The following is a 13,132-nucleotide window of genomic DNA, read 5'->3' as shown; positions in this document are numbered from 1 at the left end:
GGGATACCGGAAATATCTCACTTAGTTTATGAAAAATCTGTCCAATGATTGGGGGAATTATACCAAGTGACTTCGCCGATCACGTTCCGGATATCCAAACGGTAGGGATACACCCCCGTCGGAAGGGGCAGGGGCTTAAAGAGGTGGGAATCATTAACGACATCCCTTAGGAAAACTGGTCCTGTCCGCTTTGCATTCATCATATCACAAAGTTAACAAGGGTATATTAAACATGTGTTAACGGACGGCTAAACGTCTGTATCCATTGCGTGCGATGTCGAGATAGCAACGGTTAACGACGGAGAAACCGATGGCAATAAAACGGTCTATTTCAAAGCGACGGCCGACGGGTTTTCCGCCGGCACAACCTGGGCGGTCGTGACCGACGCCAACCGGCCGGATCTGCAGGTGTCGTCGGTGCAATCCGCACACGACCAGCTGGAAACGGGCGCACCCCTCACCTATCGGTTCATCTTAAAAAAACAGCGGCTTCGCCACCGCGCCAAGCGGTATGGTTGTACGCACCTATTTATCGCGCGATGCATTCGCCGATGCCGGTGATATCCTGCTCCATGAAGAACATACCGGCGCAGCGATACCCCAGCAGCAGGAAGTGGAGGTGATGCATTCGGTATCCGCTCCGCAAACACCGGGGGCGTACCACCTGATTGTATGGGTGAACCCCGACAACAGTTTCGATGAGCTCTTGCATACCAATAACCAGTCCCTCGCCCTCCCGTTAACCGTCGGGCCCCGATACGCCGCGTCGGCCGAGGTGAGCGATGTTTTTTACAGCCAGGGGGCGCTCATCCCGATTACCGGTAAGGCGACCCTCCTTGATGGAAGCCCGGCGGCCCATGAAACGCTGGAAATCACGATCACGGTAAACGGCGTGTCGAGGCGGTTCGAAACCAAAACAGATGCAGGCGGGGAGTACCGTTACGACTTCGTGCCGCTGGCCAACGAAGCCGGGTCTTACGGTGTTACGGCCGGATACCCGGGTACGATGGGTATGCCTGACCAAGCGACATTTGACATCATTGGCATACAAGTGGAGGATGGTAAACCCCTTCAATTCCCCGTAATATTGGGTTTGCGCTGCCAATGGCCGAGGGGCTCAGTAGCGAGCCCAGAGCCGTGGCCGCCGTAGAAATAGCGCTGCCCACCGGCAAACGGATTACCTTCGCCAGCACCCATTTGGATCTCCATCCCGAACACTGCAAGTTGCAGGCTTCAAAAATCGTTGCCGAACTGGGCCATTCCAGCAATCCGGTCATCATCGGCGGCGACTTTAACGCCGTTCCGGGAACTGACCCCATCAATATCATCGAAGGGATCTTCCAAAGCACCTGTGTGGGTACGGGTTGTCCGGGAACAATCCCCGTGGATAACCCGACGCGGATCATCGACTATATTTTTTACAGGCCATCCGATGAATTTGAAGTCGTAGACCACCGGGTAATACACGAAACCTATGCATCTGACCACTTGCCGGTAGTAGCTACGTTGCGGTTGCAAGAATAACCGCCATAAGGCGAAAAGTCATAGGCATGGCCGCCATTGATCAACGAATGGGCGTCGCGCCCAGCCGCGCTAAATATTAACTAAAACTTAACAAATGGGGTGCTTAAAATTTTGTACCTTGCCCTCGTAGTAATTTGACATGAGGATTTTTTTTTATTTCTGGATACCGTTTGCACTTTATTTTATCATTGCCCACCCTGCCATCATTTATTACAATACCCACACGCCGCCTTCGCTGGAACAGAAAAACCCCACAGTGGCACTCATTTACCTTGGCATTGCGGTAGCCGGCTGGATGGCCGTTTTGATTTACCTATTCGTCAAAATACAGCGGCATACGTTCGGCATCCGAAATGGAATACGCCAGTTGAACAAATCGGGCAAATTGGTCAATGCCAAAATCGAGAGCGTCACCACCCGAAAGCCCGTTAAGGGGTTTGAAACTTACGAAATCGTGGTCTCGTTTACCAATTTCAACCATACGCCCATTACCTACACCCTGATCTTGACCGACAGTAAACCGCACTTGAATCGGTATGAACCGGGGAAAACCATCAGACTACGTGTAGACCAGCACTTGCAGAACCTTCCGTACGTTATTCCGGACGACGCGGAAGCGAAGCTGAAATACCCTACCGTCATCCTGTTAAATGGGCTCTGGCTTATTGCGGGTATCGGTATAATCAGTTATTTTATCTATGCGTACACCACAGAAAACCAGGGTTACGGGTGGCGTTTCCTAACGTGGCACCATCCATTAATCATGTCGTTGGTGGTGGCTGTGGGCTTTGGGTTCATCTACAGCCTGATCGATAAATTCATACTATCTAAAATCTCCGGTGTCCCGAACCGTACGGCCATGAGCCTGCTGTTCCAAGGTATACAGGCTACCGCAAAGGTTAAGGAGGTTTCTCAAACCGGAACGTATATCAACGAACAGCCTGAGGTGAAGTTCGAGATGACATTCGTAGATAAAAAAGGAACGACACATGGTGTGTCGATCAAAAAAGTCGTTCCCCTTATCCACCTGCAAACGGTACATCAGGCGGACCGTTCCATCCTGTATTTACCCGATTCGCCCACTACCGTTGCATTCAAGGAAGATATAACCGCGTAACGTACACAAATGATAAAAAAAGCAAGTCTGTTCTTGAGTTCGCTCCTGTTACTTTCATGCGGCGAACTGTCACAATCTATTAAAGACACGGTAAACCCGAACGTCCAAAAAGCCAGTCCGGAGATTTCGGAGCAACAACCTTCGGCAGATCCGGCGGTTCCATCGGGTCCAATCGCCGCAAGCGTTGAGGCATTGCAAAACGCTGAAAACAGCCTGCGTAGCCTCCCGCAGTTTAAAGGGAAAGATATCATCGTTTTCCGATCGGTACATTTTTACAACGATGGCCGTATCATGCTGAACATACAGCATCCGGCCGACCCCAACATGATTGACCGGTACACGTACAAAAATGGCGCGTGGGAGGAGCCGCAGCCTGTACGAATAACCAAGTCGGACAGAGTAGAAGACTATTCGGCTTCATTGGATAAAGCCCCGTTTGTAACGGCACATAAAGTGTATGAGACCATACAGCAAAAACTAAAAGAGATAAACGGTGATGAAACTAGCGGACACACGGTCTATTTCGTACCCGTCAACGGAACGATCCGTTGGTACCCTACCCGCCTCGAAACAGACCGGTCGCGTTACTCCCTGAAGTTTGATGAAAACGGCAATCTGTTATCGTTTGAGCAAGATTGAGAAACGAACGTTATAAAAGCCGCTGAGGCACCAAATAAAACGACAATGAAACATAAAATACGGCAAGCTATGTCCCTTTCGCCCGAATTGGAAGACAAAACCTTCGACATGCAGGGCGAATCGTATCAGTTGCTTGAAGATGGACGTAACGATGAAGCAGTCAGCAAAATTAAGGAAGCTTGGGACCTGCTACCGGAACCCAAATTCAATACATCATGCTCTGACACAATTTTGTGTCAGTTGGTTGAAACACTGGCACGGGTTGGCCGGCACCAAGAGGCACGGCCCATCCTAGACGACTGGGTGCATGATCTGGAAAGCTGCGGCTATAAGATCATTGATACCACACCGTTCATCCTTTCGGCAGAAAACTACCTGTATGCCGGGGATATCGAGCAAGCAAAAGCAGCATTTTATAGTGCCCTACAGCATGGCGCTACGAAACGGGATTTTAGCGATAAGCCTGCCTTTTACTTTGATATCGCTACCAAAAAAACAACTAACAACCAAGAGATAGCTAACTTGTTCGCAACTAAAACCAACATACATCTGCCGCAAACCCCGGCCCATGAAGACCTTTCCGACGAGGTGACCGACCAGATTGAAAAATTAAGCGAAAAGGGAAATACGTATTTTGACGATGAGGATTACGTGAGTGCTATCGAGACCTGGCAGCAAGCGCTGTTGCTCATTCCCCAACCGCAGCATACCTACGCCGAGAGCCAATGGTTAGAAACGTCCATTGGAGATGCCTATTTTCTATTGGGAGAACAACAAAACGCCCTCGCTTATTTCCAGCGTGCAGTGAGTAATATTGAAGAGAACGGGTATGAAAATCCCTTTATCATGCTTCGGCTCGGGCAGACTTTGCTGGAAAACACCGCCCCCTGGAGGCGAAGGAATACCTTTTGCGGGCATATTTATTTGAAGGGGCGGAGATTTTTGAAAACGACGACGACAGATATTTGGAATTCCTAGCGCAGCACGTTAGCCTCGACTAAGGTTCGGTCCCACACCAACTTCGGCTTTCCGTCATCGCAGACCACGTGGTTAGGCGGGGTTTCGTAAGCGTTGACAAGCAATTGTCTAAAGCAACGGCCGATGAGTTTAATGTTGCTTAACGACGGGCACAACCAATTCTACCGCAATGACTTCGCCAACACGTTTTTTCTCCAAGTTGTAATCGCTTCTGTTCAGTTCGAACTGGCCGCGGAATACCCCTTCTTCCCCAGCCCCATCAAACGTAAACGGGATGGCAATCGACCGCGAAATGCCTTTGATGGTCAGGTTGCCGTTGGCCACAAAGCCCTTTTCCGTAGGTGTAACCGTACTGGAGGCGAAGCGGATGGTGGGATACCTTTCCGCATCCAGGAAATCCGCCGCAAGGGCATGCCTGTTTTTGAGCCTCATGCCGGTACTGATCGTGGTTACATCCACAGTGACATCGAATGCGGAATTCGCCAGGTTTAGGCTATCAAATTCAATGGTCCCCTTCAGTCCCATTAATGTGCCCGAAGCGCCTTTGGTGCTGAATTTCACCGTGTAGTCGTCTCCCTTTACCCGCCACCCGACGAAATAGACTGAGGTAAATGCCGAAAGAAGAAATAAAGCGATAACGCCGGAACACAGGATTTTCTTTTTCATCTTCTTTGTACTAGTGATTACAAATGTCCGCGCTCTTCGTTGAGTCGCCGTAGTTTATTAGGTTAAAGGTAAGGAAATTCCGAATCATTATAGGTTTTTCCATGAATGTACAAAATCCATCCGAGAATCTATACAATCTATTTTTTACCTTTAGCCGTATATGATAGAAAATACGGCACCGGATCACATACACTATACCATATACCAGCCGCCGAAGACGGCAATCAAGGCGGCTGTCCTCATCCTGCATGGTATGCAGGAACATAGCGGGCGGTATGAAAACTTCGCCAATTATTTAAAAACGAATGACTATGCCGTACTGACGTATGACCACATTGGGCACGGGCGAACGGCAAAAACGAAGGCCGCGTTGGGCTTTTTTCGCGCGGACGATCCCGGTGGGTGCCTGGTTGAGGATGCGGAACGGATGTTGCGCTTCATGGCGCAGCGTTTTGCCGGTGAAAGTCTGATCTTGATGGGGCATTCCATGGGTTCGTTTGTTGCCCGACTCCTATTAAAGCGGGTTCCGCAGTATGTTGCCGGTGCAATTCTGATGGGAACAGGTGGACCGAATCCACTGGCTGCCCTGATACGCCCAGTATTAGCTATAGCGAATCTAATCGCTCCACAACGCCGGAGTGAACAACTCAATGAACTCTTTTTGAGAATCAACAACAGAAAATTCAGACATGAAAATCCGAACGACGGAACGAATTGGCTAAGTGCTGACCTGGCCAATAGAAGGGCGTTCCTACAGGATGAGCTATGCGGGGTAAACTTCAGCAACAACGCGTTCTTTGGCCTCATTTCCATCAATGTGGAAGCGACCAAATCAAACTGGGCTGAAAGTCTTCCCAAAAACATGCCCTTACTTTTTGTGAGCGGTGCAAACGACCCCATCGGAGACTTCGGGAAAGGCGTGGTAAAGACCGTGAACGCGTTACGGAAGCGTGGCTTTGAGCGGGTTGAACTGAAACTGTACCCCGGCATGCGCCACGAGATACTCAACGAGGGTGATCGAAAACTGGTTTTCGAAGACATCGTCGCTTGGTTGGAGAAAACCGAGAAGCTTCCCCGCTAAACTTCAAATCATTGCTACTCAGGTAAAATTCAACTCCGGGTCGTCATACAGGTCATCTATCTGATTGGGCTTGCCCTTTTCCAGCATCCCGAGGTCCGCGCGGAGCTGGACTTTTTTGCCCGGCACGTCTTCGGTATATGCGTTATATAGGATCATGTGGGTATCCGTTATCTCAAACATACTCGTTTCCCCATCCGGCTGCTGATCATCCAATCCCTTGGCTACTGCGGGGTTAAAGCCGCCGTATTCCACCGTGTTACAGGTGACGTTCAGGTGATGCGCCATGCCCCCGTCATAGATGCTTATCGCCGTTACAGAAGCCCTCGGACCGGCAGACACTAACGTTATTTTCAATCCATCGGGAAAGATAATCGTACGGTTTTTTGCTTTCCGTTGCTTAATTAGCTTACCATTCAGGTTTTCATACAGTGCGACGTGCGGTGCGCCGTTATCCGTTTCATCCCCCCACAGTTGGACGGTGGCAGGCTGCCCCGGAAATGGCGTAAAGGTCATGGTAAGGACAAGCCCCCCATCGTCCCGCAGATTCAGCTTGATATCCACTCCCTTGGTCGACGTGTAGGCATATCGACCATCTTCTTCATGTAAGCCGCTTAACAGGCCGATCGATTGGCAGTTGCCCAATTGGGGCAAGCCATAGTTCGTGCCTGCGTCCTTCTTGCAGGAAACCATAGGCAGCAACAGACAGGCCCACAGGCCAGTCACGAAACAGTAACGAATTTTCATAATTTTTCAACTTATATCTTGTTTACGTTAATATCGAAAGACAATCCTAAAGGTCATCAGGCCAGGCTGCATACAACCCTTATATTGCCGGGCGGTGTGCAGAGTTGGAAGCGATTATACATGCTGTTGGTTATGAGCAACCGATCGACATCAATAGCGATGATCGGCGGATAGACATCCGGTAGGACGCTACACGGGCGGTGTAGGTGCATTTTTGGCATTTTCAGGGGAGTGCAAATGCTACGTAACTATCGCCACCGTGCGTGCCTAATTTCGTACCACCACAAGCGATAACAACATATTGCTTTCCGGCTATCGAATAAGTAGATGGGGTGGCGAAGCCCGAGGCTGGTAGTTGATATGACCATAACAGCCGTCCATTTGTCTTATCGAACGCCCTGAACATATTATCTTTGGTTGCTGCGATGAACAGCAATCCGCCGGCTGTCACAATTGGCCCACCATAATTTTCCGTCCCCGTTACAGGCATTCCACGTGCAGTCAACTCCTCATGTTCCCCTAACGGTATTTGCCATGCATGCTGGCCGGTATTCAGGTCGATGGCTGTCAGCGTACCCCATGGTGGAGATATGGCTGGATAGCCCGCACCATCCAGAAATTTGTTATAGCCATCAAACCGATAAGGTACTTCAGATACCTTTTCTATGGTGGACGACACTACCTCCGTTTTCTCCTCACCGAAAAGGTAGTTGACGATAGCCTGCTGCTCCTGTTTGTTGATCTCTGTAAATCCGGGCATCATCCCTTTACCGGCATATATAATATGTGTTACTTCCTTTCGCTGCATTTTTTCCTTCAACCCGTACAAAGCGGGATAACCGCTCGCCGGATTGCCCGAAAAATCAGCTTTGTGACACGCCGCGCAGTACACGGTGTACAGCTGTTCTCCTGTTGACGCACCTATTGATTCCGAAGACTGTTGTGAGCTCAGGCTGAAAAGCCAAGCCATTTCATTGGAGTTAACATACATAACACCTTCCTCATCAACAGCAGCACCTCCCCACTCGGCTCCGCCATCAGCACCTGGGAAAAGGATGGTCTGATTCAGGTCAAGGGGATGGTATAATCCTTTATTGGCCTTGTCATATATCCGAAGGAGCGAATCGCGGCCGTCGGCGAATGCATTGATATCGTCGCGCTTCAATTCCTGTCGGGCGAAAGGCAGGGGCAACCGTGGTATCGGCTGGGTAGGCCATGTCTCTTCACCAGGCAGGGATGATGCTGGAACGGGTACCTCATCGATAGGGAAAATTGGGTTGCCGTTCTCTCGGTCAAATACAAATACATGTCCAGTTTTCGTGATTTGGGCCACCGCGTCAATTTTTTCACCATCGATCACCAGCGTTACCAAGTTAGGAGGTGCGGGTAGATCGCGGTCCCAGATATCATGATGCACCATTTGGTAGTGCCAAATATATTCGCCCGTTGCCGCACGCAATGCTATTAGGGAATTAGCGAACAGGTTCTGCCCTTTTCGGTTTCCTCCATAGAAGTCAAACGCAGCCGATCCTGTCGGGATATAAACAATACCCCGTTGCTCATCCACTGCCATCCCAGCCCAGTTGTTGGCCCCGCCTATCACTGGATTCTGGTGTGCTTCCGGCGGCCAGGTCCCAAAGCCTATTTCCCCTGGTCTCGGTATCGTGTGGAATACCCACTCCACCCTACCGGTTATGACACTGAACGCTTGGATAAACCCGGGTGCAGCCCCTACACTTTCACTCACCCTTGTAGGCATGATAATCAGGTCGTCGAATATCGTACCCGGAGTTGTGGAAACTACGAACTTATCCACCGCAGATGCGCCCAATCCCGATCGTAAGCTCACGCGCCCATTGTCGCCAAAGGATGTTATGGGCCCGCCAGATGCAGGATCGATTGCGTACAACCACGATTGAAAAGCAAATAGGATCCGGTGTTGCTCTCCTTTACTCCAATAGGCGATACCGCGGTTGACATTACTGGGGCCTGTTTGTTGTTCAGGAACGAATCGCCACAACTCGTCACCGGTAGCGGCATCCAATGCAAAGAGATAATTGGACGCCGTGACACCATACAACGTGCCATCGATAATTAACGGATTGCACTGCACTTGCCCGGTATCTCCAGAGTGATAGGTCCACGCTACGTCAAGGGACTGCACGTTGGTCGTGTTGATTTCTGATAATTCAGAGAAATGATTGCGCCCTTGGTCGCCCAAGTACGTCGGCCAATCTACATTTCGATCATGCTTCGAATCACAACCCGGCACTACGCACGAAAGCACCCCTATCAACAATACAATCAACGAACGCATCATAGCATTTACAATAGTCCTCTTATTTCCTGCAACCTTGTTTATCAAAACGTTATATTATTGTACTATTTTTCTGACTTAACCTGCTTTTCTATGACTCGTTCCTGAAGCTTCCATTGAACGACTCAATATACGGATTATCCATTGGTTTACCCGGTCCGGGAAAAATTAATTCGACCTGATGTTCTTAAGCCCATCGGTGACTTTGGGGATGGCGTGGTAAAGACTGTGCACGCGTTAAGGGAAAGGGGCTTTGAGCAGGTGGAACTAACGATATACCGGTATGCGCCATGAGATACTCCATGAAAATGATCGGAAATCGGTTTTCGACGACATTGTGGTATGGCTCGATAAAACATAGCGGTACACGCAAACAAAATCTGTTTTCGGCACTTATATACAAGCGTTATATTCCAAGTTTTAGGAGAAATGAACTATATTAAAGTCCAAGATTTATGAACACTATTTCATCAACGAACGTTAACATAATAAACATCAGGAGTCTTATGATGAATAACATTGTCAAAAAATTGGAAGAAAACCGCAGTCAAATCGATGAATGGTTTGAACACATGCATCGCTATCCGGAACTTTCCATGAACGAGCATGAAACAGCCAAATACCTGGCTTCGGTTATCAGTTCGTGGGGTTACGAGGTTGAAACCGGCGTCGGCAAGTATGGCGTCGTAGCATCATTGAAAGTCGGCAATGGCGATAAGTCAATCGGGTTACGGGCTGATTTTGATGCACTCCCGATCCAGGAAGTCAACGACCTTCCTTACAAAAGTATGGTTGAAGGTGTATCGCATCTTTGCGGGCATGATGGGCATTCGACCATGCTGCTGGCTGCCGGGAAATATTTGGCCGAAACGAAAAACTTTAACGGGACTGTACGACTCATTTTCCAACCGGGAGAAGAAACGATGGAAGGTGGACCGGCGATGATTGAAGATGGGCTGTTCGACCGCTTCCCGGTGGATGCCGTGTTTGGTATGCACAACATGCCCGGTTTAGCACTTGGTAAACTATATTTCGCCGATGGTGATGTGATGGCGGCCGTTGATAACTGGGAGATTGTGCTTACCGGCAAAGGGAGCCACGGCGCGATGCCAGAATTGGGAATCGATCCGGTTGTCGCCGGATCTTCGCTCGTGATGGCCTTACAGACCATCGTAGCACGTAATGTGGCACCTGCAAACAGTGCGGTAGTGACCGTGGGAGCCTTCCAGTCGGGATCGGCCGGAAACGCGGTGGCGCAGTCGGCCATCCTGCGCCTATCAATACGCACCAAAACGCCCGAGGATCGCACGCTCGTGCTTGATAAGGTTCGCTCGCTCACCAAACACCAAGCCGAGGGATATGGTTGCACGTATGAAATCCGAGAGGGCATACCGGGAGCGGTGCTGGTCAACGACGTCGCGGAGACGAAAAAGGCCTATGAAATTGCCAGGGAAGCGTTTGGTGATGAAAGCGTGGTCTATCCGGGGCCTACGTTCCTGGGCTCGGACGATTTTGCGTTTATGCTGCAGCAAAAACCGGGAACCTATTGTTTCATCGGCAACGGCGATACGCCGATGGTCCATCATCCGAGATTTACCTTCAACAAGGCCAACCTAACGAAGGGTGCAGCCTATTGGGTAGCACTGACGGAAGGGTACTTGGCCGTCTCGGCAGGTGACCAAAACGATTAAATAGATGGAACAACATGATATAGTGACTTTGCTGACAGAGAAAGCAGAAGAGACACAACGAGATTTAATAGGAGCCAGCACAGTGGTCATGCCCTGTGGCGGCCCCTACCTCGTTATATATTAACCGATGACGTGGGGGTTTCGGCTCGTCTGGATGCCCGGATGTTTCCGCAGTCTCCTAACCGAGAAACGGGATGGTGTGAATGTACGATTTTTAGCCTCCGATGAAACAGTCTTCAAAACGGCGGGCTGTTTTTTCTGTTGCGATTGTGGCTTTAAGATCTTTTCCATGATGTTCAAATTACGTTAAATGTGTACTATTTATTTACTGTTACAAATATACGCTTTATAAGTCGATCATTTGTCTACTTAGTGTAATTATTACACACTTAAAAATAATTACATATCAATCTGTTTAACATGTAATTATGTGTTATTATTTAAACAATATTGGGATATACTTGTTTTTGAAACCCTGTCGTAGCGGCAAACGACGTGCAATTGCTTGGTTATTGCATCTCGCGATCTCCTGTCGCCGACGTCTACAATGCGCTCAGTGGGGCAGCTGGCCCGGCCACATACCAGGGCCACGGCTGTTTCAGAAACGCTATCATATCAATAACGGAATTTACACAACTGGATTGCCATTTTCCTTCCATTCTTTCATGCCTCCGGAAAATGTCTTCACACGCCTGATGCCATTCCTTTTGAGGATGGAATAAGCAACCGAGGCACGGTCGCCCCCTTGGCAGTGGATCACCACCTGCTTATCGCGGTCTACCCGCTCCAGCTGGTCTTGCAGTGTGCCTACGAACAGGTGTTCGGCCCCCTCAATGTGGCCGGCCTTGTATTCGCTCTCGCCGCGTACATCCAGCACCTGCACATCATCCCTGCCGAGCAGGCCCTTGAACTCTTCGATACCAATCACGTCAACCGATTCCAATTCGATGCCGGTGGCTACTACATCCGACACATAACCCAACACATTGTCCAAGCCAACACGCATCAGCTTACGGGTAAGGTCTTCCATCTGGCTATCATCGGCAACTAGCATGAACTGTTCATCATAGTCGACGAGCCAGCCCACCCAGGTCGAAAAGGAATTGTTGCCTTGTATATTGAGGCTGCCGGGGATGTATCCACCGGCGAACACCGCTTTATCCCGGGTATCGATTACTTTAACGCCATTGTGGTAAGCCGCCCTGAACTCTTCTATCGTCAGCTCCGGGTATTTCGGCACCTCCAACAGTAATGGCCGCTTCACCTTATTCAGGTGTTTCATCATGGCAAAATACTTCGGTGGCTCCGGTTGGCCGGCCAATACGTCGTTTACGAACCCCTGCTCGTCGTCCTCGTACCGGAATGCCCAGTTACGGATCTTTTCATACCCAACGGTTGAGCTGGGGACGGCTCCGATGGCCTTCCCACAGGCCGACCCTGCGCCATGGCCCGGCCATACCTGAATATACGGGGGGAGCTCGGCAAAGGCTTGGAGCGATTTGTACAACTGCTTAGCTCCTTTTTCCTGCGTGCCGGTAATCCCCGCAGCCTTTTCCAGGAGGTCCGGGCGTCCGATATCGCCAACGAAAACAAAGTCGCCGGTAAAAATCATGGTGGGCGCGTCGGTAGCAGGATGGTCGGTCAACAGGAAGCTGATGCTTTCGGGGGTGTGCCCCGGGGTGTGCAGCACTTCCAGGGTAAGATTGCCCACCTTTATTTTATCACCGTGCTTCAGTCCTGTATGTGGAAACTGATATTGCCAGTCGTCGCCACCCTCATCCGAGAGGTAAAGTTTAGCTCCGGTAATCGCAGCCAGCTCGCGCGAGCCGCAAAGGAAATCGGCATGGATATGTGTTTCGGTAATATGGGTGATCCGCAGGTTATTTTCCTGGGCAATCCGCAGGTATACGTCCACGTCCCGCTGCGCGTCAATTACCACAGCCTCGCCTGTCTCCTGGCAACCGATCACATAGCTTGCCTGCGCAAGGGTTTTATCATAAACGTGTTCAAAAAACATAGTTCAATCAATTATCGTTCTTATTTTATCCACTGTTGTAGCGGTGTGTTCAATGTCGCTATTTTGCAGAGGCTTGCAGCTTCAGCACCTTACCGAACGCAGCCGCTGCCTGGTGCACCTGTACCGTCCAGTCGGCCGCAGCATTGCCATCGGCACCATCCGAGATGTATTTGAGGCATAGAAACGGGATGTTTTCCTTCATCGCAACCACAGCCAGCGCATACGCTTCCATATCCACCACATTATAGCCCGTTGCGGCATGTGCCATTTCAAAATTATCACCTGTGCCACAGACCCCTTCTTGAAGTCCTTCCTATAATTCCCCCCAATCGTTGGACAGATTTTTCATAAACTAAGT

Annotated in this window: 15 protein-coding genes; 8 read left to right on the top strand and 7 right to left on the bottom strand. The window is 49.9% G+C overall.

All coding sequences use genetic code 11. From position 1 onward, the window contains the following. The first annotated feature begins 44 nt into the window (after positions 1-44). The 6 genes from NGM62_RS20645 to NGM62_RS20620 all read left to right on the top strand — a co-directional run bounded on the left by NGM62_RS20645 (position 45) and on the right by NGM62_RS20620 (position 4,258). Positions 45-170: a hypothetical protein gene (locus tag NGM62_RS20645; RefSeq protein ID WP_262250212.1), complete on the top strand. Its 126-nt coding sequence runs from the start codon at positions 45-47 to the stop codon at positions 168-170. Positions 171-511: 341 nt separating this feature from the next. Beyond that, positions 512-1,150, top strand: coding sequence for a carboxypeptidase-like regulatory domain-containing protein (locus tag NGM62_RS20640; RefSeq protein WP_262250211.1), 639 nt, complete (start codon positions 512-514; stop codon positions 1,148-1,150). Further along, positions 1,105-1,524 carry an endonuclease/exonuclease/phosphatase family protein gene (locus tag NGM62_RS20635; RefSeq protein ID WP_262250210.1) on the top strand — a complete coding sequence of 140 codons (420 nt, stop codon included), beginning with the start codon at positions 1,105-1,107 and terminating at the stop codon, positions 1,522-1,524. The genes NGM62_RS20640 and NGM62_RS20635 overlap by 46 nt, the downstream gene beginning before the upstream one ends. 139 nt (positions 1,525-1,663) lie before the next feature. Beyond that, positions 1,664-2,641: a hypothetical protein gene (locus tag NGM62_RS20630; protein ID WP_262250209.1), complete on the top strand. Its 978-nt coding sequence runs from the start codon at positions 1,664-1,666 to the stop codon at positions 2,639-2,641. A gap of 9 nt (positions 2,642-2,650) precedes the next feature. Next, complete coding sequence (locus tag NGM62_RS20625; RefSeq protein ID WP_262250208.1) at positions 2,651-3,280, top strand: hypothetical protein; 630 nt, start codon at positions 2,651-2,653, stop codon at positions 3,278-3,280. Between the two features lie 45 nt (positions 3,281-3,325). Further along, positions 3,326-4,258, top strand: coding sequence for a tetratricopeptide repeat protein (locus NGM62_RS20620; protein WP_262250207.1), 933 nt, complete (start codon positions 3,326-3,328; stop codon positions 4,256-4,258). Between the two features lie 129 nt (positions 4,259-4,387). Here NGM62_RS20620 and NGM62_RS20615 read toward each other — a convergent pair whose 3' ends face one another. After that, positions 4,388-4,924 (bottom strand): YceI family protein, encoded by a 537-nt coding sequence (locus NGM62_RS20615; RefSeq protein WP_262250206.1) that lies wholly within the window; start codon positions 4,922-4,924, stop codon positions 4,388-4,390. Positions 4,925-5,084: 160 nt separating this feature from the next. Here NGM62_RS20615 and NGM62_RS20610 point away from each other — a divergent pair, with 160 nt between their 5' ends. After that, the gene (locus NGM62_RS20610; protein ID WP_262250205.1) at positions 5,085-6,005 is read left to right on the top strand and encodes an alpha/beta fold hydrolase; all 921 of its coding nucleotides are present in this window, start codon (positions 5,085-5,087) and stop codon (positions 6,003-6,005) included. An 18-nt stretch (positions 6,006-6,023) separates the two neighbouring features. Here the strand turns inward: NGM62_RS20610 and NGM62_RS20605 are convergent, their stop codons facing one another. The 3 genes from NGM62_RS20605 to NGM62_RS20595 all read right to left on the bottom strand — a co-directional run bounded on the left by NGM62_RS20605 (position 6,024) and on the right by NGM62_RS20595 (position 9,235). Further along, entirely contained in the window at positions 6,024-6,749 is a 726-nt protein-coding gene (locus NGM62_RS20605) for a hypothetical protein (protein WP_262250204.1), read from the bottom strand. 223 nt (positions 6,750-6,972) lie between these two features. Then, positions 6,973-9,069 carry a pyrroloquinoline quinone-dependent dehydrogenase gene (locus tag NGM62_RS20600; protein WP_262250203.1) on the bottom strand — a complete coding sequence of 699 codons (2,097 nt, stop codon included), beginning with the start codon at positions 9,067-9,069 and terminating at the stop codon, positions 6,973-6,975. An 88-nt stretch (positions 9,070-9,157) separates the two neighbouring features. Continuing rightward, positions 9,158-9,235 (bottom strand): integrase core domain-containing protein, encoded by a 78-nt coding sequence (locus tag NGM62_RS20595; RefSeq protein ID WP_390938189.1) that lies wholly within the window; start codon positions 9,233-9,235, stop codon positions 9,158-9,160. 337 nt (positions 9,236-9,572) lie between these two features. On the opposite strand from NGM62_RS20595, the gene NGM62_RS20590 reads away from it, so the two are divergent. Beyond that, complete coding sequence (locus tag NGM62_RS20590) at positions 9,573-10,757, top strand: M20 aminoacylase family protein (protein WP_262250202.1); 1,185 nt, start codon at positions 9,573-9,575, stop codon at positions 10,755-10,757. 120 nt (positions 10,758-10,877) lie between these two features. Here NGM62_RS20590 and NGM62_RS20585 read toward each other — a convergent pair whose 3' ends face one another. From NGM62_RS20585 to NGM62_RS20575, 3 genes are all read right to left on the bottom strand, one after another. Next, positions 10,878-11,048 (bottom strand): hypothetical protein, encoded by a 171-nt coding sequence (locus tag NGM62_RS20585; RefSeq protein WP_262250201.1) that lies wholly within the window; start codon positions 11,046-11,048, stop codon positions 10,878-10,880. Between the two features lie 337 nt (positions 11,049-11,385). Further along, on the bottom strand, positions 11,386-12,774 hold the full coding sequence (locus tag NGM62_RS20580) for an MBL fold metallo-hydrolase (protein WP_262250200.1): 1,389 nt from the start codon (positions 12,772-12,774) through the stop codon (positions 11,386-11,388). A gap of 58 nt (positions 12,775-12,832) precedes the next feature. Continuing rightward, complete coding sequence (locus NGM62_RS20575) at positions 12,833-13,042, bottom strand: phosphorylase family protein (RefSeq protein ID WP_262250199.1); 210 nt, start codon at positions 13,040-13,042, stop codon at positions 12,833-12,835. Positions 13,043-13,132 lie beyond the last annotated feature (90 nt).

Source organism: Parapedobacter soli, assembly GCF_025460835.1.
GTDB classification, from domain to species: domain Bacteria; phylum Bacteroidota; class Bacteroidia; order Sphingobacteriales; family Sphingobacteriaceae; genus Parapedobacter; species Parapedobacter soli.
This window is presented reverse-complemented; position numbering and strand designations above follow the sequence as displayed.